Consider the following 18,926-nt stretch of genomic DNA (forward strand, 5'->3'; position numbering starts at 1 on the left):
CCATAGGGCCCGATCGACAGGGTCTGGACGCTTCGGCCCAAGGAATGACGGCCCGGCGGTTGCGGCGTGCACGAGGCCCGCTGATGGCGCCTCAGGCCTGGAGGCCGGACGCCGAGGATTCCCATGCGCATCGCCCAGATCACCCCGCTCTGCGAATCGGTTCCGCCGCGCCTTTACGGCGGCACCGAACGCATCGTCTCCTGGCTCACCGATACCCTGGTCGAACTGGGCCACGACGTGACCCTGTTCGCCAGCGCCGATGCCCGCACCCGCGCAGAGCTGGTGGCGGTGCGCGACCAGGCGATCCGGCTCGACCCCACGACGCAGAAATCCGAACTGGCCGCGCACCTGTCGATGCTGCAGGAAGTGCGTCGCCGCGCGGACGAATTCGACGTCTTGCACTTCCACGTCGACATGCTGCATTTCCCCATGTTCGAAGATTGCGCCGGGCGCACGCTGACCACGCTGCACGGCCGGCTTGATTTGAAGGACCTGGCCGAGGTGTACCGGCGCTGGCCGCGGTACCCGCTGGTATCGATCTCGCACCACCAGCGCCAGCCGCTGCACTTCGCCAACTGGGCCGGCACCGTGCCGCACGGCCTGCCCGAACACCTGCTTCGCCCGCATCCCAATCCGGCGGGCGGCTACCTTGCCTTCCTCGGCCGCATCTCGCCGGAGAAGCGGCCCGACCGCGCCATCGCGATCGCCCGTGCCAGCGGCATGCCGCTGAAGATCGCCGCCAAGGTCGACCTGGCCGACCGCGCCTACTTCCACGAGGAGATCCAGCCGTTGCTGGACGACCCGCTGGTGGAATTCATCGGGGAGATCGGCGATGGCGACAAGGAGGCTTTCCTGGGCAATGCCGCGGCGCTGCTGTTCCCGATCGACTGGCCCGAGCCCTTCGGTCTGGTGATGATCGAGGCGATGGCCTGCAGCACGCCGGTGATCGCGTGGAATTGCGGTTCGGTGCCGGAAGTGATCGACGATGGCGTCAACGGCTTCATCGTTGATAGCGAACCCGAAGCCGTGGACGCCGTGCGCCGGTTGCCGCAGATCGACCGGCGGCAGGTGCGCGCCACCTTCGAGCGGCGTTTCTCCGCCGAGATCATGGCAAGCAACTACGTGGACCTTTACGAACGACGCTGCCGTGTCGCCCCGGCGCTGCCGGCGTGGCCGGTGGCCTGGGAGGCGGCACGATGAGTGAAGCGACGCAAGACGACGAAACCCCTTCGGCCGGCACCTCGCGCGGGCAATATTCGCTCAAGTCCGGCGACACCTTCGTCGTCTGCGACGCCTATGGCGACATCCGCGGCGACTCCAGCGGGCTTTTCCACAACGACACCCGCATGCTGTCCGCCTTCACGCTGGACCTGGGCGGCAAGCCACCTTCGTTGCTCAGTGCGGCGATCGCCCACGACAACGTGCTGTTCACCGCCAACCTTTCCAACAAGCCGCTGCCGCCGATGGGCGAGCGCGCCACGCCGCAGGGGGTCATCCATCTGCAGCGCACGCGCTTCCTGTGGGGCGCGCGCATGTACGAGCGCATCTCCTGCGTCAACTACGACGACACCGAGGTGCAGGTGACCCTGACGCTGCACTTCGCGGCGGACTTCCGCGACATCTTCGAAGTGCGCGGAACGCCGCGGAGGAAACGGGGCGTGCTGCATGCGCCCAGGGTGGGGGACGCCTCGGTGGCGTTGCGCTACGACGGCCTCGATGGCGTCACGCGTAACTCGGTCATCTGCTTTTCGGCCACGCCCGATCGCGTGGATGGCGAATCGGCCGAGCTCACCCTGACGCTGCCGCGGCTGAGCAACACCGAACTCTACGTCGAGATCGGCCCCGAGCACGCCGAACCCAGCCGCCAGCGCTTCCGTGCCGCCGCCGCCAAGGCGCGCCGCGCCATGCGCCGACGCCTCGTCCATGGCGCGCGCCCACGCAGCAACGCGCGGCTGTTCAATGCATGGCTCGAGCGTTCGCGCGCGGACATCGCGCTGCTGGTCAGCGAATTTCCCACCGGTCCGTATCCCTGCGCAGGCATCCCGTGGTTCGCCACGCCGTTCGGGCGCGACGGCATCATCACCGCCTTGCAGCTTCTGTGGCTGGATGCCGGCCTGGCCCGCGGTGTGCTCGGCTACCTGGCCGAGCACCAGGCGCATGAAACGTCGGCCTTTCGCGACTCGGCGCCGGGCAAGATCATGCACGAGACGCGCAAGAGCGAGATGGCCGATCTGGGCGAGGTGCCGTTCGGCCGATACTACGGCGGCGTCGACACCACGCCCCTGTATGTGATGCTCGCCGGTGCGTATGCCGAACGCACCGGCGACGACGTCTTCGTCGACAAGCTGTGGCCTGCGCTCACCGCCGCGATGGGCTGGATCGAGCGCACCTGCGATCGCGACCCGCACGGTTTCCTCACCTACGCGCAGGGCGAGAAGGGCGGCCTGCTCAACCAGGGCTGGAAGGACAGCGAGGATTCGGTGTTCCACGCCGACGGGCGCATTCCGCCGGCGCCGATCGCGCTGGTGGAGGTGCAGGGCTACGTGTACGCCGCGCTGTCGGCGATGGCGCGCCTGGCCGAGCGGCGGGGCGACGACGATTCGGCGGCCGGCTGGCGCCACCGCGCGCTCCTCATGCGCAAAAAGGTCGAGGAGCTGTTCTGGGACGAGGAGATGAGCAACTACGGGATCGCGCGCGACGGCGACGACACGCTCTGTCGCGTGCGCGCGTCCAACGTGGGGCACCTGCTGTACGTCGGCCTGCCCAAGCTGTGGCGGGCGAAGAAGGTGATCCGCCAGTTCCGCACGGCGCCCTTCGACAGCGGCTGGGGAGTGCGCACCCTGGCCATGCAGCAGGCGCGCTACAACCCGATGTCCTACCACGACGGTTCGGTATGGCCGCATGACGTGGCGATCTGCGCCGCCGGCATGGCGCATTACGGAGAACGCGAAGACGCCGTGCGCCTGCTCGGCGAAACCTTCGAGGCGGCGGTGCACTTCGGCATGCGCCTGCCCGAACTGTTCTGCGGCTTCCCGCGCGCCACCGGCGAACCGCCGATCGCCTACCCGGTCGCCTGCCTGCCGCAGGCCTGGGCGGCCGGCTCGGTGTTCATGATGCTGCAGGCCTGCCTTGGCGTGACCGTCGATGGCCGTCGCGGCGAGGTGCGCATCGACCGCCCGCAGCTGCCCGAGGGCGTCGACCGGCTGACCCTGCATCGGCTGGACGTGGGTGGCGACACCATCGACCTGGGCTTCGAGCGGATCGGCTCGCGCACGGTGGCGTTCCGTGCTGGCGGGTCGGTCGACGTGCGCATTCTCGCCAAGGTCTGACGGCGGCGCGAAGCCTTCCCCATCCGCCCTTCGGGACCCTTCACCGTTAACGGAGGAAGGAACGAGGCGCTGCATGAGCCTTCCCCGTGAGCGCGGGAAAGGGCGCCGACAGGCGGTTGGGGGCGCCTTTTCGCAGAGCCCTCGGAACAAATCGTCCCCGCACCGCCGGCCTACGTGCCGCGACGTGTGATTTCCGCGTGAAATCGGCGCCATAATCCCCGTCCGGGACCGGGGGATCGCATGGCAGGGCAGCTGACCGATCGCTACGTCGAAGCGAAACGCATCGCCATGGCCGCGATGGACGTGGATGCGTCCGCGCGCGACGCGCTGATCGGCGGGCATGTGGGCGAGGACGCCGAACTCGAGCGCGAGGTGCGCTGGATGCTCGAAGCGATCGAGCGCACGCACACCGCTACCTTGCCGTTTTCCCCCGCCGCTGTCCCGCCCGACCTCAGCGGTCAGCAGACGCAGGCCACCGCACCGCGCAACTACCGCATCCTGCGCCTGCTCGGCGAGGGCGGCATGGGCATGGTCTACCTGGCCGAGCGTTGCGACGAGGGGTTCACCCAACAGGTTGCGCTGAAGTTCCTGCATGCGTCCGCGCAGGGTTCGCCGATCCTGCACGAACGCTTCAGCCAGGAACGCCGGCTGCTGGCGCGACTGGAGCATCCCGGCATCGCGCGCCTCCTCGATGGCGGCGTGATGGACGGCGGCCAGCCGTTCCTGGCGATGGAATACGTCGAAGGGCGGCGCATCGACGAGTGGTGCGACGCGCATGCGCTCCCGCTCAACGAGCGCATCGCGCTGTTCCTGAAGGTCTGCGATGCGGTCGAGTTCGCCCATCGCAACCTGGTGATCCATCGCGACATCAAGCCGGCCAATATCCTGGTCACCGCCAACGGCACGCCCAAGCTGCTGGACTTCGGCATCGCGCGCATCATCGAGGAGGGCGGGCAGGTGCTCGCCACCGCCACCGCGGCGCACGCATTGACGCTGGCCTACGCCAGCCCCGAACAGATCGAGCAGCAGCCGTTGACCACCGGCGCGGACGTCTATTCGCTGGGCGTGGTGCTTTACCAGCTGATCGCCGGCCGCCGGCCCTACCAGCATCTGGTCACGCCGCATCTGCTGTCCAACGCCATCGTCGGCGGCCAGGTCGAGGCGCCCAGTCGCAGCCTGCGCGCGGCGCCGGCCGACCAGCGCCGGTCGCGGCGGTCGATTCCGGCCGACGTCGATGCCATCGTGCTCAAGGCCTTGCGCCGCCAGGTGAGCCAGCGCTATGCCAGCGTGGCCGAGTTCGCGCAGGACCTGCGGCACTACCTGGCGCAGCGGCCGGTCAAGGCGCGCCGCGGTCGCCAGTGGTATCGCCTGCGCCGCTACGTGCAGCGCAACCGCTGGCCGCTGGCCGCCGCGGGCATGGTGCTGGCGACCGTGCTGGCCGGCCTCACCGCCTCGTTGCTGGCGCTGGCCCAGACACGTGCGGCGCAACGGCTGGCCGAGCAGCGCCAGCACGACCTCGAGCGCATGGTTGCCTTCCAGCAATCGATGCTGCAGAGCGTCGACATCGACGCCATGGGCCACGCACTGACCCACGACGCCCGCACGCTGGTGCTCGCGCGCTTCGACGCGCTGGGGCGCCAGGCCATCGACCGGCGACAGCTGGAGCAGGCCTTCGCCGGGATCGATGCCGCGGGACCGGCGAGCGATGCGCTGGATACGTACGTAGTCAGCCACGCGCTGGCTCGGCTGGACAGCGATTTCGCGGATGCGCCGCTGCTGGCTGCGGACATGCGCCAGTCGCTGGCACGCGTGCTGCTGACGATCGGTAGCTACGCGCACGCGGCCGTGGAACTGCGCAACGTGGTCCAGGTGCGCCGGCAGCGCCTGGCCGCGGGCGACGCGGCACTGGTGTCGGCGCGCGCCGACCTGGCCGAAGCGTTGTTCCGGGGCGGCCAACTGGACCAGGCGGCGGAGGTCTACGACACCGCGCTGCCGGCCGCGGCGGCCCTGCCGCCGGCCGATCCCCTGCAGGTGGCCGTGCTCTCCGGACGGGCCCGCGTGCTGGCCGCGCAGGGTCACCTCGGGCAGGCGCTCAACCGGCAGGAAGCGCTCTACGCCGGGCTGGCGCCGCGCCTGCCCGCCACCGACGAAGGCCTGTTGCGGCTGCGCCGCGATCGCGTCGAAACGCTCACCCAGCTGGGCGAGCGCGATCGCGCGCGGGCGGAGCTGGAGTACCTGGTGCCGCTGTACCGCCAGGCTTTCGGCGCCGAGCACCCGGAGGCCCTGGCCACCACCCTCACGCTGGCCACGCTGCTTTATTCGCAGGACAACGAGTACGAGCGCTCGCTCGTGCTGGCGCAGGACGTAGCGTCGATCCGCCAGCGCCGGCTAGGCGCCGACCACCCGCTGACCCTGCAGGCACGCGCGCTGGCGGCGTCGAACGAGGTTCGGCTGGCGCTCGATCCGGCGACCATGGCGCAAGTGCACGAGCGCCTGGACGCGATCATCCAGGGCTACCGGCGCGTGCTCGGCCCCGACAATCCGCAGACGCTCGAGGCGATGACCGACATGGTGCGGCTGCTGTCCAAGCAGGACCGCTATCCCGAAGCCATCGCGATGGAGCGCGAAATCCTCGACGGGCGCACCCGCACGCTGGGCCCGAACCACTTCAGCACGCTGTACGCGCGGGGCAGCCTGGCCAGCCTGCTCTGCGGGAACGGCCAGTACGCCGAGGCCAGCAAGCAGGGCGAGCAGGTACTGGCCGCGCTGCGCCGCCAGCTCGGCGATGATCACCCGATGACGCTGGCGACCTGGGACCTCATCGGCCGCATCGAGGCGAGCGCCGGCCATTGGGCGCGGGCGCGCGATGCCCATGCGAAGGCGCTGGAGGGCCGCGCGCGCACGCTCGGCAACACCGATGCGCATACCATCGAGAGCGCGTCGCGGCTGTACGCGGTGCTGCGCCGGTTGCACGACGCGTCGGGTGCGCAGCACGTGCTCGCGACCTACCTGCAGCCGGTCATTGCCATGAAGCCGGAAACGCTCAACGCCGGCATGCGCAGCGTGCGGGAAGAGGCGATCGCGGCGGTCGAGGGCTAGGCAGCGCCATGTGTGCCTTGCCGACAGGGCTGGCCACGACAAAAGGAGTGGCCCAGGCCGCTGACCTGCGCTGCCGCCAGCCCCTACAAAAAAGGGCCTTCTTCCAAGCGGACTCGACCGGACCTGCTCGACATCCTCGCCACAAAGCGCCGGCACAACAGCCATTTGCATGACGAACTTGTGGCTTTTCAGAGCTGCCGTGCGTTAAGGTCTGTTCAACGCTACATGACGTCGTCGGCGGCGGGGACTAACAGGTGTGACTACAGAATCGTTTTCGCCCAGCCGGCTCGGCGCCCTGTGGGTCGTTGCCCTGTTGTGGCTGGTCGCCAGCGTGGCCCACGCCGGACAGGCGGCCATCGTGGTCGACGCCACTACCGGACGCGTGCTGGGCCAGGTCAACGCCGACGAGCAGAACTACCCTGCCTCGCTGACCAAGATGATGACGCTCTACCTTACCTTCCGCGAACTCAAGGCCGGTCGCCTGACGCTCGAGGACAACCTGCCGGTATCCCGCTGGGCCTCCAATCGCCAGCCGAGCAAGCTGGGCCTGCGCCCGGGTCAGAACATCTCGGTGGAGAACTGCATCCTTGCGATGGTGACCAAGTCGGCCAACGATGCGGCCACCGTGGCGGCGGAAAGCATTGGCGGATCCGAAGCGGGTTTTGCCGACATGATGAACGCCCAGGCGGCACTGCTCGGCATGGCCGGCACGCATTTCGACAATGCCTCGGGCCTGCCCGATCCGAAGAATTATTCGACCGCGCGCGACCTGCTGACGCTCGCGATGGCGCTGTACCGCGACTTCCCGCAATACGCGCACTACTTCTCGGCCACGGAGTTCACCTTCGAGGGGCGGGTGGTGCACGGCCACAACCACCTCATGGAACGCTACGAAGGCATGGACGGGTTGAAGACGGGCTATATCGCGGCCTCGGGCTTCAACCTCGCTTCCACCGCCGTGCGTGACGACCACCGCCTGTTCGCCGTGGTGCTGGGCGGGCGCACCGCGGCCAAGCGCGACCAGCTGATGGCGAGCCTGCTCGATGCCGGCTTCGAGCAGGCCGACGCGGCTGCCGCGCTGGCCGCCGCCGGCCAACCGGCCACGGGCGTGGCCCATCGCGTACTGGCCGCGCTCTCGCCCATCGCGAACGCCGAGGCCGATCCGGCGCCGGCGTCGGTGCCGCGGCATGCGAAACATCATGGCAAGGCGGCGACGGCCCGTCGTTCCAGCCATCGCGCGAGCCATCACACGGTCAAGCTGGCCGACCGCAAGGCCCGGCGCGCGGCGACCGCCAAGAACGGCGACGACTGACGCCGCGTCGAGCGTCCTTCGAGACATAAAAAAACCCGCGGCAGGCCGCGGGTTTTTTTCGTGCCGGAAACGCTTACTTGCGCTTGCCGTTCAGCCCGGCATCGGCGCGCAGCGCCTCGGCCTTGTCCGTCTTCTCCCACGAGAACGCGGTGAAGGTCGAGCCGTCGGCCGCCTTCATCTCGTAGGGCTGGCGGCCGAAGTGGCCGTAGCTGGCGGTCTGCTGGTACATCGGGTGGATCAGGTCGAGCATCTTGATGATGCCGTACGGGCGCAGGTCAAAGTGCTTGCGGATCAGCTTCTCGATCTTCTCGTCGCCGATCTTGCCGGTGCCGAAGGTGGTCACCGAAATCGAGGTCGGCTCGGCCACGCCGATGGCGTACGAGACCTGCACTTCGCAACGGTCGGCGAGACCGGCGGCCACGACGTTCTTGGCCACGTAACGCGCCGCGTAGGCCGCGGAACGGTCGACCTTGGACGGATCCTTGCCCGAAAACGCGCCGCCGCCGTGGCGAGCCCAGCCGCCGTAGGTGTCGACGATGATCTTGCGGCCGGTCAGGCCGCAGTCGCCCACCGGACCGCCGATGACGAACTTGCCGGTCGGATTGATGTGGAACTTCGTGCCCTTGTGCAGCAGCTTGGCCGGCAGCACGGGCTTCAAGATCTCCTCGCGCACGGCCTCGATGAGGTCCTTCTGCTTGACGCCCGGGTCGTGCTGGGTCGAGAGCACTACCGCGTCGATGGCGACGGCCACGTCGTTCTCGTAGCGCAGGGTAACCTGGCTCTTGGCGTCCGGGCGCAGCCACGGCAGCGGCGAATTCTTCTTCTTGCGGACCTTCGCCTGCTGCTCGACCAGCCGGTGCGAGTAGTAGATCGCCGCCGGCATGAAGTCCTTCGTCTCGTTGGTGGCGTAGCCGAACATCAGGCCCTGGTCACCGGCGCCCTGTTCCTCGGGCTTCTTGCGGTCCACGCCCTGGTTGATGTCAGGCGACTGCTTGCCGATCAGGTTGAGCACGCCGCAGGTGGCGCCGTCGAAGCCGACTTCGGAGGAGTCGTAACCGATGTCCAGGATCACCTTGCGGGTCAGGCCCTCCAGGTCGATCCAGGCGGAGGTGGTGATCTCGCCGGCGACGATCGCCACGCCGGTCTTCACCATTGTCTCGCACGCCACGCGCGCACGCGGGTCCTGCGCGAGGATCGCGTCGAGGACGGCGTCGGAGATCTGGTCGGCGACCTTGTCGGGATGGCCTTCGGAGACCGACTCGGAGGTGAAGAGGTAGTTGCTCATCGCGGGTTATATCCTTCCTTTCGGATACAGAGATAAAGAAGCCGCGCATGATACACGCGAGCGCGGCGGATTGCAGGCCAGCGTACTACCCGGGGGTCAAGGTTTCATACCTGTTCAGGCGGCGGACGGCTGGATGGCCAAATGCCCGGGGCTCGTTTTCGCCTGGGAGGGCTGGTGCCTGGCGAGATGAGGATGGACGCGCCGCGGCCCTGCGCCCTCCCTCCGCTGGACTGGAGGCGAGGGACCAGCCTTGCCACAAGGGCATCTGGTGCGAGCTTTGTAGCAAGCGCGGCCTGATGAGGTTCCCCGCAAGCCGCGGCTCCTCATCCGACCCTCTCCGGAAGGGTGGTTCGATCTGCGGGTGTCAGGCTGCGGCGCGCTGAAGCTCGCCCAGGCCGGCGAAGTACTCGGCAGTCAGTCGCAACTGCTCGCCAGCGCTCTCGGCCCGGTTGACCACATGCCGGAACGCCGCGTTCTCCGGCCGATCCTTCGCATACCACCCCAGATGCTTGCGCGCGATGCGCACGCCCGCATGCTCACCGTAGAAGGCGTAGATGTGTTCCAGGTGGCCGAGCAGGATCGCGGCGACCTCCGCCGGCGTGGGCTCGGGCAGCTTCTCGCCGGTGGCGAGGTAATGGGCGACCTCGCGGAAAATCCATGGCCGTCCCTGCGCGCCGCGCCCGATCATCACCGCGTCGGCGCCGGTTACGTCGAGCACGTGGCGGGCGCGCTCGGGGCTGGTGACATCGCCGTTGGCGAGCACCGGGATACGCACGGCGGCCTTCACCGCAGCGATGGTCGCGTACTCGGCCTCGCCCTCGTACTTGTCCGCGCGCGTGCGCCCGTGCACCGACAGCGCGGCGATGCCGCTGTCCTCGGCGATGCGCGCGATGTTCAAGGCGTTCCTGTGCTCGCGATCCCAGCCGGTACGGATCTTCAACGTCACCGGCACCTCGACCGCGCCGGCCACCGCCTTGCAGATGCGCGCCACCAGTGGCTCGTCCTGCAGCAGCGCCGAGCCCGACCACACGTTGCAGACCTTTTTGGCCGGACAGCCCATGTTGATGTCGACGATCTGCGCGCCGTTGGCCACGTTGAAGCGCGCCGCCTCGGCGAGCATGCCCGGGTCGTAGCCTGCGATCTGCACGCTGACCGGCTCCGGTTCACCGGCGTGGTCCATGCGGTGCAGCGACTTGCGCGTATGCCAGAGCTTCGGATCGGCGGTGGTCATTTCCGACACGGCCAGCCCCGCGCCCAGCCGTTTGCACAGCAGGCGGAAAGGCTTGTCGGTGACCCCGGCCATGGGTGCGAGCACCACGGGAGGGTCGATGCGGTAGGGACCGATCTGCATCCGGCCATTGTACGAGGTCCCGCGGGGTGGGCCTCAGCCCACCGCTCTTCCGCGACCCGGGCGGCGGGCTGACGCCCACCCTACGAAAGGCATCACATCAATGCGTAATGCACCAGGTGGAAGAACACCGGCGCGGCGAAGCTGACCGAATCGAGCCGATCCAGCATGCCGCCGTGCCCCTCGATCATGTGTCCCCAATCCTTGGCACCCAGGCTGCGCTTGACCGCCGACAGCGCAAGTCCGCCCAGGAAGCCCGCGATCACGATGACCAGCGACATCCCGGCCGAGCCCCAGAACGAGAACGGCGTGATCCACCACAGGCCCGCGCCCACCGCCACTGCGCACAACCCACCGCCCACCAGACCCTCGACCGTCTTGGACGAGCTCACCGACGGCGCCAGCTTGCGCCGCCCGAACAGCTTGCCGACCACGTACTGGAACACGTCGCTGATCTGCACCACCAGCAACAGGTAAAGCAGCAGCAACAGGTTCTGTCCTTCGTAGCCGGGTACGTGCAGCAGCAACACCGCGGGCGCATAGCTGATGCAGTAGACGGTGAGCATCAGGCCCCACTGGATCTTGGTGGTGCGCTCCAGGAACGACTCGGTATCGCCGCCCAGCGCGGTGATCGCCGGCAGCAGCAGGAAGCCATAAACCGGAATGCAGATCGCGAACAGCCCGTACCAGTCGATGCCGATCAGCCAGTACTGCAGCGGGATCGCCAGGTAGAAGCACAGCACCAGCGGCAGGTGGTCGCCGCGACGGGTCGGCGTCAGCGTGAGGAACTCGCGCAGTGCGAAGAACGAGGCCAGCGCGAACAGCACCAGCGTGGCGACGCGCCCGAGCAGGAAGCAGACGCAAAGGATCGCCACCATCCACCACCAGGCGCCGATGCGGGCGTTCAAGTTGGCGATGACCTCGCGCGAGCCATCGCTGCGCGCGCGCCGCGCCAGCGCCCAGCCGACCAGGCTCGCCACCACCAGCAACGCCAGCACGGCGCCCATCACGGTCCAGAATTTCTGTTGCGGGCTCATGCCAGCTCCACCACCGCCGCGTGGGCGCGTTGCAGGAAGGTTTCCTTGTCCTCGCCCTCGGCCAGGCGCAGCGCGCGGCCGAAGCGCACCATGCAGGTCAGCGGCACCGGCAGCAGGCTGCCCTTGGGCATCGCGCGGTGCAGCGTGTCCAGGTAGACCGCCACCAGCTCGGCCTGCGGATGGCGCTGGGCCAAGTGGTAGAGGCCGGCCTTGAACGGCTGCGGCAGGGGATCCGGGCTGCGTGTGCCTTCGGGAAAGATGATCAGCGAGTCGCCCGCGGCCAGCGCTTGGCACAAGGGTTCGAGCGGATCTCCTTGGCGGCGCTCGCGATCGCGCTCGATGTACACAGCGTGGAAGCCGTGCTCGGCGATGAAGCCGCGCAGTCCACCCTTGCCCCAGTAGTCGCGCGCGGCGACCGGTCGCGTGCGCTGGCGCAGCAAGGGCGGCAGTGCGGCCCATAGCGCCAGCGTGTCCAGGTGGCTGCTGTGGTTGGCGAAGTAGATGCGCTGCACCGGCTTGGGCTCGCAGCCGAGCCAGCGGCCGTGCGCGCCGACCAGCAGGCGCACCAGGCCGACCAGGAGGCGCGAGGTGATCATGCGCCGGCGTCCGTGAGCCGCGCAGCGATCGCGCGGGTGCGCGTCACGCAGGTCAGCGCCGAGCCGATCGCGATGATCGCCGCGGTCGCCAGCAGGATCGGCTGGCGCCACGCCGGCAGCAGTGCCGCCAGTACCAGCGCGATGCCGAGCAGCCACATGCGATGCGGCTTGGCCATGGGTCCGCGGAAGTCCTGCGCTTGGCCCAGCGCGCCGCCCAGCGCGCGGATGTAGGCGGTGAGCGCGGCCAGCAGGGCGGCCAGCCAACCGAGCCAGGGCAGCGCGATCGCGTAGCCCAACGCAACAAGGAACAACGAATCGGCCAGCCGATCGGGCAGTTCGTTGTACAGCGCCCCGGTCGCGGTGCCCTTGCCGCCTTCGACGGCGACCATGCCGTCGAACAGGTTGCACAGCAGCCGCAGCAGGATCGCCAGCGCGCAAAGCAGCGCGCCGACCGCGCCGGGCAGGGCGAGCAGCGTCCAGGCGCCGGCCAACGCGAACAGCACGCTGAGGAGGGAGATCTGGTTGGGCGTCAGCTGGCTGCGTGCCAGTACTTCGGCGATGCGCTGCGCCCAGCCGCTACCGCGCACGGCAATCGGGCGTCGATTGGCGTCCTGCATGGCGTGTCCCCCGTGGCCTGCGCGCATGCTAGCGCGAGCACGGGAAGGCGGGTTTTCAGGCTCAGCCGCGGCGTTTTGTGCGCGCGCGCCAGAACAGGAAGCCGGTCACCAGGAAGAACGGCGGCAGCAGGCCGGAGACGATCACCAGCGCGTGCCAGAGCGGCCCGGTGGTGCCGGCGTGCACCGGGTAGATCGCATTGTTCACCTGCACGCCGGTGTCGGCGCGGGTGGCGTCCGACGTACCGAGCACGCGTGCGTCATACGGGTCGATCCAGATGATGCTGCGCCCGGTCGGGTTCCACTCGCCCGGCACACGGGCGCGAAGGGTCACGCGACCGTCGCGTGCATCCGGGAAGGTCAGCCGCCCCGGCGTCGCGTCCGGCAGCGCCTGTCGCGCGGCGGCAAGCACGGCAGTCCAGTCGATCGGACCCTGCCGCAGGCTGATGGTCGCTGGCTGCGGCGCCTCCGGCGCGTCGCCGAACAAGTCGTGCAGCGCTTGCCGGGTACCCGCGTGGTAGCACATCAGCGTGCCAGTGAGGGTCACCAGCAGCACCACCGGCAGGCTCAGCGCCCCGAAGCTGCGGTGCCAACTCAGCCAGCGCCGCACCGGCGGCTGCGCGTGAGGCTTGAGGTGTGCCAGGAATCGTCCGCGCCCGGGCCACCACAGCACCACGCCCGACACCAGCATGAACAGGCTGAACCAACCGATCACGCCGAGCCAGGTTTCGCCCGCATGACCGGCGAGCAGGTGCGTGTGCCAGTCGCGAAGGGCGAGCAACGCATCGTTGCCTGGCGTGCGGGTGAGCAGCAACTCGCCGTTGGCCGGATCGAGGTAGCGCCGCACGCCGCCGTTGAAGTAGAGCTGCCATACCGGCAATTCCGTGTCCGGCAGGTCGGCGCTGCGCAAGCCCCTTGGCGACCACTCGCGCGCGATGCGTTCCAGCACCGTCGCTTCCTGCGCCGGCGTGGGCAGGGTGTGCGCGGACATTTCCGGATGCAGCGTGCGCAGCAACGGCCCCTGCAGTGCCAGCACGCTGCCGCTCAAGGCGATCAGCGCGTACACCGTTCCCAGGCTCAGGCCCAGCCACAGGTGGAGCTTGCGGAGCCAGTGGCGGATCCCGCGGGAGGAGTGCGGCGGCGCGGCCTGATGGACGACCTCGCGCATGCTCAGAACACCTGCTGCCAGGCGAGGGACACGGTGCGTCCGCGGCCGGCGAAGTACGAGTCGTCGTCGCCGACCGTCTGCGAGACGTAGTTGATGTACTGCTTGTTGGCGAGGTTCTGCACGCCCAGCGTCCACTCGCCCGCGGTGCCGGCGTGCCACTTCAGGTAAGCGTCGGCGGTGACGTAGCCGTCGAAGTGCGCGGTGCGCTCGCCCAGCGTGGCGAAGTCGCGGCTGGCCAGACGCGAGAGCTGCAGATAGCTCGACAGCGCACCATTCCAGCGCTGGGTCCATGAAAGGTTCAGGCGGTTCGGCGCGATGTTGGCGCCATCGAGGTCCGAATCCACCTGGCCGTCGCCGTCGCGGTCGGAGCGGCCGTGGTTGATCGCGTAGGAGGCGTCCAGCCGCGTTCCCTCGCGCGGCGTCCAGCCGGCGCGCGCTTCCCAGCCGCTGATCTCGGTGCGCTGGCGTGCCACGTTGTAGACCTGGTTGGGCGCATCGAAAACGAGCAGGGCGCCGAGCTTCGATGCGGACGTCCAGTAGCTGATGCGCGCGTTGAACGCCGCGCCCGCGTACTCGGCGCCGGCCTCGCGGTTGTCCGACACCACGGGCTTGAGGTCGAGGAAGTCGTTTACGCGCTGGCCCGGCGTGCTGATCGCGCGCAGTACGCGGCCGACGTCGGGCAGGGTGTAGCCCTCGGCATAGCTGGCGAACAAATTGAGCGTGTCGGTCAGGTACCAGACCGCGCCGATGTTCGGCAGCGTCTTCTTGAAGCTGCGCGAGCCGCCGTCGACGGTCACGCCGCCATAGGACGCCAGCGTGCGGAAGGTCGGCACTTCCAGCCGGCCGTGTTCCTGGCGCAGGCCGGCATTGATCGACACCACCTGCAGCGGCCAGTACTCGGCCTGCAGGAAGGGCGCCCAGCCGGTGTAGGTGCTCGGCGGGACCCAGTTGCGGTTCGTCTGCACCAGCGACTGGTGGGTGCGGTCGCGGTAGCCGTCGGCGCCGGCCAGCACGGTCAGCCTGTCCTCGAGCAGGCCGCGGCGCGACCACGACAGCCGCGCGCCGTCCTTGACCGATTCGTTCTGCGACTGGTCGAACACCACCGCGCCGTAGGTCGGGTCCTGGAAGGTACCGAAGGTGCCGCCGCCGAACAGCTCGCGGTTGCGCTGGTGGTAGAGCTGCGCGCGCAATTCGCCGCCGGCCAGGTGCGGGTCGCGGTAGTCCAGGCTCGTGGTCAGCACGCGATTGCGCGGCGCCTCGCCCGGCTGCTTTTCACGGACGGAAGTGGTGGGAATGCCCGCGTCCATGTCGCCGGAGACGGCGGTGTAGTCGCCGTTGCCCTGCAGGTCGAAGCGGTTGGCGGTCAGCTGCAGGCGGCGCTCGCCGGCGAAGGTGTACCCGAGCTTGGCGAAGCCGTCCCGGCTTTTCGAATCCATCAGGTCGCCCTGGGTGCCGTCGACACCGATCAGCCGGCCGTGTGCATCCGAATACATGCCGCGCTTGCGCCAGGAGGCGCCAGCGACCAGGTCGAACGCACCCGATCGCGCGCCGACCAGCCATGCCGCGCCGTAACCCAGGCCATCGGCGCCTTGGGTCGGCGCACTCGCATCCAGCGTGACTTCCTGGCGGATGCCGTCCTTCGCCGGAGCATGCTTGGTGATGATGTTGATGATGCCGCCCGCGGCTCCGAGCCCCTGCAGCGAGTTGGAGCCTTCCACGATCTCGATCCGCTCGATCATCGCCGGGTCGATGGTGTAGCCATCGCGCGAGCCGTTGCGCAGCGGGCTGGACTGCGGCACGCCGTCGATCATGTAGAGCGGGTTGCGCCCGCGCAGGGTCTGGCCGCGCACCGAGAGCTTCTGCGTCGATGGCGCGAAGGAGGGCACCAGCGCGCCGATGGCGTCGCCCAGGTCCGGCGTGATGGCCAGCTGGTTGGCGAGGTCCTGTCGGTCGATCACGGTGATCGTCATCGGCAGCGCGCCCTGGCTGCGCGGCAGGCGCAGGGTGCTCTCGGAAACCTCGACCCGCTCCAGGTTGGTCGCCTGCTGCGCGTCCGCGGCGTGCAGCGGGGCCGCCAGGGCCAGGGTCAGGGCGAGCGCGAGCGGGCGTACGGACGACGACATGACAGCCTCCAGCGGGAAGGCTGTGCATGCTAATGAAAATGATTCTCAACAACAAGCAAGAAGTGACGCGCGACTGCGGTCAGATGCCTGCCTGATGCCCCAGGTTTGCCCGAGCCGCATTCTCCGGAATGTGCTTGTGGCGGAACAGGATCACGAACAGCACCGCCACCACCAGCGCGTAGCCGGCGAAGCTCAGCCAGATGCCATGCCATAGCAGCGCGCCGTCCGGGGCGGTGAAGAACCGTTCGATCACCTGCCCGCTGATCGAGCTGCCCAGCACCGCGCCCACGCCGTTGGTCATCAGCATGAACAGGCCCTGCGCGCTGGCGCGGATCTTCGGGTCGGCCTGGCCCTCGACGAACAAGGAGCCGGAGATGTTGAAGAAGTCGAACGCCATGCCGTAGACGATGTTCGACAGGATGATCATCCACAAAAGTTCGGCCGGGTTGCCGTAGGCGAACAGGCCAAAGCGCAGCACCCAGGCGACCATGCTGATCAGCATCACGGTCTTGATGCCGAAGCGCTTGAGGAAGAACGGGATCGCCAGGATGAACAGCGTTTCGGACATCTGCGAGATCGACAGCACGATGTTCGGATAGCGCACCGTGATCAGGCCTTTGTACGCATCGATCTTGCCGAAGTCGTGCAGGAAGGTGTCGCCGTAGGCGTTGGTCAGCTGCAGCGCGGCGCCCAGCGCCATCGCGAACAGGAAGAACACCGCCATCTTGTAGTTCTTGAACAGCGCGAACGAGCGCAGGCCGAGCACGTCGACCATCGAGGTGTGGCGCGTATCGCGCGGCGGGCAGGCCGGCAGCGAAAACGAGTACAGACCCAGCAGCACGGCCGCGATGGCCGCGATGCGGAACTGGTCGGGCGAGGTTTCGATGTGCAGCAGGCTGATCGCCCACATCGCCACGATGAAGCCGACCGTGCCCCACACGCGGATCGGCGGATACACCTTCACGATGTCCACGCCCTCGGTCTTGAGCGCGTTGTAGGCCACCGTGATCGAGAGCGCGATGGTCGGCATGTAGAAGCACATGTTGACCAGCATCACCCAGAACAGCGTGGATGGGTTGTCGATCGTCGGCACGATGAAAAGCATCAACGCGCCGCCCAGGTGAAGGATGCCGTACAGGCGCTCGGCGTTGATCCATTTGTCGGCGATGATGCCGGTGATCGCCGGCATGAACAGCGAGGCGATGCCCATGGTGGAGAAGATCGCGCCGAACTCGGCGCCGCCCCAGTGGCGGGTCTGGAACCAGTAGGCCCCGATGGTGGTGAGCCACGAACCCCACACGAAGAACTGCAGGAAGTTCATCACGATCAGACGCAGCTTGATGTTCATGGCGCAAAGTCCCGCATGTGCTTTTTCCCCTGCAAAAGCCGCGGGACGAGGACCCTGGCTGCAAAGTTGGGCAGGTTAGAGAAAGGGATGCGGGCGGGCAAGGCGCGGCGCAGCGCGTGCGCTCACCTCCGTGCTGACCAACCCATCCCGCCCGACCTTGGCTTAGGGGACGGCAACAGACCGTCCAAGGCGCAGGTGAAAGCCTCGGCTGCTTCCCTTCGAGGTAGCGCCAGGTGGAGGGAGTACCCGCAAGCAGGGCGCGACCGCCACTAGACTGACCGCACCCCGCACCGAACGACACGCCATGCACCTGTTCCTCACCATCGCCCTCGTTCATCTGGTCGCGCTGCTCAGTCCCGGCCCCGATTTCTTTTTCGTCTCGCAGACTGCCGTCAGCCACTCGCGCAGACAGGCGCTTTTCGGCGTGCTGGGCATCACCCTGGGAATCACGTGGTGGTCGGCGCTGGCACTGCTCGGCCTGCAGCTGGTGCTGCACAGGCTGGCATGGCTGCAACAGGTGATCGCCATTGCCGGCGGGTTGTACCTGGCCTCGATGGGGTTGCGCATGCTGCGTGGTGCGTTTACGCAAGCGTCGGTGACGCATGGCGGTGCGGCCGCCATGCCGGGCGGCGAACTGGCCACGCTGCGCGCCGGACTGCTGACCAACCTGGCCAATCCCAAGGTGGTGGTCTATTTCGGGAGCGTGTTCTCGGCCTTCCTGGGCCAGGGCGTGGATGTGGCGACGCGCTGGGGCTTGTGGGCGCTGATCGTGGCCGAGACGTTCAGCTGGTTCGCGCTGGTGGCTGCGTTCTTCGCCTTGCCGGCGATGCGTCGCGGTTACCTGCGGCTGGCGCGGTGGATCGATGGCCTTGCCGGCGCGGTGTTTGTCGCCTTCGGCTTGCACCTCATCCTCGCCCGCCGCGGCTGATCGATCAGGACGCGTAGAGTGGGCCTCAGCCCACCACTCCGCCGAGGCCTGATGGGCTGAAACCCATCTACGGGCGCAATGCGTGCGCTACGCGCTCACGCAACACCGGCAGCAGCTCCTCCGCGAACCATGGGTTGTGCCGGGTCCAGGGCTGGTTGCGCGGGCTCGGGTGTGGCAGCGGCAGCACGCCGCGAGCCAGGTGCGTGCGCCAGTCGCGCACGGTCTCGGTGAGGCTGGCGCCCGCCTGCGTGCCGAGCAGTCCGACCTGTGCGTAGCGGCCGATCGCCAGGGTCAGATCGACCTTCTTCAGCAGCGGCATCAGCCGCGGATGCCAGGCCGGTGCGCATTCGCGCCGCGGCGGCAGGTCGGCGCCGCGCGCGCTGCCCGGAAAGCAGAAACCCATCGGCACGATCGCCACGCGGCGGGCGTCGTAAAAGGTCGCCTTGTCGATGCCCAGCCAGTCACGCAGGCGCTCGCCGCTCACGTCGTTGAACGGCACGCCGCTCAAGTGCACCTTGCGCCCGGGCGCCTGGCTGACGATCAGCAGCCGCGCGGTGGCCGAGGCCTGCAGCACGGGGCGCACGCCATGTGCGAGGTCGGCGGCGCAGAGCTGGCATGCGCGGATTTCGGCGAGAAGGCGATCGAGCTTGGAAGGCATCGCGAAATGGTGGCACACCGCGCGCATCTTTTAGGAACACGCTTGTGGGCGAGCTCCCGCTCGCACCTGCGCATCGCCCAC

14 protein-coding genes are annotated in these 18,926 nt (G+C 68.4%); 5 read left to right on the plus strand and 9 right to left on the minus strand.

From position 1 onward, the window contains the following. Window positions 1-123 precede the first annotated feature (123 nt). From ACFWZ1_RS02915 to ACFWZ1_RS02930, 4 genes are all read left to right on the plus strand, one after another. A complete protein-coding gene (locus ACFWZ1_RS02915; protein ID WP_231323499.1) occupies window positions 124-1,200 on the plus strand; it encodes a glycosyltransferase family 4 protein in 1,077 nt (358 codons plus the stop codon). Continuing rightward, window positions 1,197-3,329 carry an amylo-alpha-1,6-glucosidase gene (locus ACFWZ1_RS02920; protein ID WP_439665387.1) on the plus strand — a complete coding sequence of 711 codons (2,133 nt, stop codon included), beginning with the start codon at window positions 1,197-1,199 and terminating at the stop codon, window positions 3,327-3,329. Before ACFWZ1_RS02915 ends, ACFWZ1_RS02920 begins: the two co-directional genes overlap by 4 nt. Before the next feature lie 240 nt (window positions 3,330-3,569). After that, window positions 3,570-6,428, plus strand: coding sequence for a protein kinase domain-containing protein (locus ACFWZ1_RS02925; RefSeq protein ID WP_439665388.1), 2,859 nt, complete (start codon window positions 3,570-3,572; stop codon window positions 6,426-6,428). Between the two features lie 256 nt (window positions 6,429-6,684). Next, window positions 6,685-7,740, plus strand: a complete 1,056-nt coding sequence (locus ACFWZ1_RS02930) for a D-alanyl-D-alanine carboxypeptidase family protein (protein ID WP_439665389.1) — start codon at window positions 6,685-6,687, stop codon at window positions 7,738-7,740. Window positions 7,741-7,813: 73 nt separating this feature from the next. On the opposite strand, the gene metK is transcribed toward ACFWZ1_RS02930, so the two are convergent. The 8 genes from metK to ACFWZ1_RS02970 form a co-directional block, all read right to left on the minus strand. Further along, the gene (metK, locus tag ACFWZ1_RS02935; RefSeq protein ID WP_231323507.1) at window positions 7,814-9,025 is read right to left on the minus strand and encodes a methionine adenosyltransferase; all 1,212 of its coding nucleotides are present in this window, start codon (window positions 9,023-9,025) and stop codon (window positions 7,814-7,816) included. A gap of 364 nt (window positions 9,026-9,389) precedes the next feature. Continuing rightward, window positions 9,390-10,376, minus strand: coding sequence for a tRNA dihydrouridine synthase DusB (dusB, locus tag ACFWZ1_RS02940; protein WP_439665390.1), 987 nt, complete (start codon window positions 10,374-10,376; stop codon window positions 9,390-9,392). A 92-nt stretch (window positions 10,377-10,468) separates the two neighbouring features. After that, a complete protein-coding gene (locus ACFWZ1_RS02945) occupies window positions 10,469-11,410 on the minus strand; it encodes a phosphatidate cytidylyltransferase (RefSeq protein ID WP_439665391.1) in 942 nt (313 codons plus the stop codon). Then, the gene (locus ACFWZ1_RS02950) at window positions 11,407-12,006 is read right to left on the minus strand and encodes a lysophospholipid acyltransferase family protein (protein WP_231323513.1); all 600 of its coding nucleotides are present in this window, start codon (window positions 12,004-12,006) and stop codon (window positions 11,407-11,409) included. The genes ACFWZ1_RS02945 and ACFWZ1_RS02950 overlap by 4 nt, the downstream gene beginning before the upstream one ends. Then, window positions 12,003-12,623 carry a CDP-alcohol phosphatidyltransferase family protein gene (locus tag ACFWZ1_RS02955; protein ID WP_439665392.1) on the minus strand — a complete coding sequence of 207 codons (621 nt, stop codon included), beginning with the start codon at window positions 12,621-12,623 and terminating at the stop codon, window positions 12,003-12,005. The genes ACFWZ1_RS02950 and ACFWZ1_RS02955 overlap by 4 nt, the downstream gene beginning before the upstream one ends. A 61-nt stretch (window positions 12,624-12,684) precedes the next feature. Then, window positions 12,685-13,788 carry a PepSY-associated TM helix domain-containing protein gene (locus ACFWZ1_RS02960; RefSeq protein WP_439665393.1) on the minus strand — a complete coding sequence of 368 codons (1,104 nt, stop codon included), beginning with the start codon at window positions 13,786-13,788 and terminating at the stop codon, window positions 12,685-12,687. Window positions 13,789-13,790: 2 nt separating this feature from the next. Then, a complete protein-coding gene (locus tag ACFWZ1_RS02965; protein WP_439665394.1) occupies window positions 13,791-15,911 on the minus strand; it encodes a TonB-dependent receptor in 2,121 nt (706 codons plus the stop codon). Window positions 15,912-15,990: 79 nt separating this feature from the next. Next, a complete protein-coding gene (locus ACFWZ1_RS02970) occupies window positions 15,991-17,259 on the minus strand; it encodes a nucleoside permease (RefSeq protein WP_439665395.1) in 1,269 nt (422 codons plus the stop codon). 304 nt (window positions 17,260-17,563) lie between these two features. On the opposite strand from ACFWZ1_RS02970, the gene ACFWZ1_RS02975 reads away from it, so the two are divergent. Then, complete coding sequence (locus tag ACFWZ1_RS02975; protein ID WP_439665396.1) at window positions 17,564-18,187, plus strand: LysE family transporter; 624 nt, start codon at window positions 17,564-17,566, stop codon at window positions 18,185-18,187. Window positions 18,188-18,254: 67 nt separating this feature from the next. Here the strand turns inward: ACFWZ1_RS02975 and ACFWZ1_RS02980 are convergent, their stop codons facing one another. Further along, the gene (locus tag ACFWZ1_RS02980; RefSeq protein WP_231323525.1) at window positions 18,255-18,845 is read right to left on the minus strand and encodes a uracil-DNA glycosylase family protein; all 591 of its coding nucleotides are present in this window, start codon (window positions 18,843-18,845) and stop codon (window positions 18,255-18,257) included. Window positions 18,846-18,926: the final 81 nt, after the last annotated feature.

Source organism: Frateuria sp. GZRe14 (assembly GCF_051900395.1).
Lineage (GTDB): Bacteria > Pseudomonadota > Gammaproteobacteria > Xanthomonadales > Rhodanobacteraceae > Frateuria_A > Frateuria_A edaphi.

Excerpts from the sequence above, each read along its gene's own strand:
- ACFWZ1_RS02950 (WP_231323513.1), bottom strand. The coding sequence starts at position 12,006 with ATGATCACCTCGCGCCTCCTGGTCGGCCTGGTGCGCCTGCTGGTCGGC.
- ACFWZ1_RS02965 (WP_439665394.1), bottom strand. The coding sequence starts at position 15,911 with ATGTCGTCGTCCGTACGCCCGCTCGCGCTCGCCCTGACCCTGGCCCTG.
- ACFWZ1_RS02925 (WP_439665388.1), top strand. The coding sequence starts at position 3,570 with ATGGCAGGGCAGCTGACCGATCGCTACGTCGAAGCGAAACGCATCGCC.
- ACFWZ1_RS02970 (WP_439665395.1), bottom strand. The coding sequence starts at position 17,259 with ATGAACATCAAGCTGCGTCTGATCGTGATGAACTTCCTGCAGTTCTTC.
- ACFWZ1_RS02945 (WP_439665391.1), bottom strand. The coding sequence starts at position 11,410 with ATGAGCCCGCAACAGAAATTCTGGACCGTGATGGGCGCCGTGCTGGCG.
- ACFWZ1_RS02915 (WP_231323499.1), top strand. The coding sequence starts at position 124 with ATGCGCATCGCCCAGATCACCCCGCTCTGCGAATCGGTTCCGCCGCGC.
- ACFWZ1_RS02955 (WP_439665392.1), bottom strand. The coding sequence starts at position 12,623 with ATGCAGGACGCCAATCGACGCCCGATTGCCGTGCGCGGTAGCGGCTGG.
- ACFWZ1_RS02960 (WP_439665393.1), bottom strand. The coding sequence starts at position 13,788 with ATGCGCGAGGTCGTCCATCAGGCCGCGCCGCCGCACTCCTCCCGCGGG.
- ACFWZ1_RS02975 (WP_439665396.1), top strand. The coding sequence starts at position 17,564 with ATGCACCTGTTCCTCACCATCGCCCTCGTTCATCTGGTCGCGCTGCTC.
- dusB (WP_439665390.1), bottom strand. The coding sequence starts at position 10,376 with ATGCAGATCGGTCCCTACCGCATCGACCCTCCCGTGGTGCTCGCACCC.
- metK (WP_231323507.1), bottom strand. The coding sequence starts at position 9,025 with ATGAGCAACTACCTCTTCACCTCCGAGTCGGTCTCCGAAGGCCATCCC.
- ACFWZ1_RS02980 (WP_231323525.1), bottom strand. The coding sequence starts at position 18,845 with ATGCCTTCCAAGCTCGATCGCCTTCTCGCCGAAATCCGCGCATGCCAG.
- ACFWZ1_RS02920 (WP_439665387.1), top strand. The coding sequence starts at position 1,197 with ATGAGTGAAGCGACGCAAGACGACGAAACCCCTTCGGCCGGCACCTCG.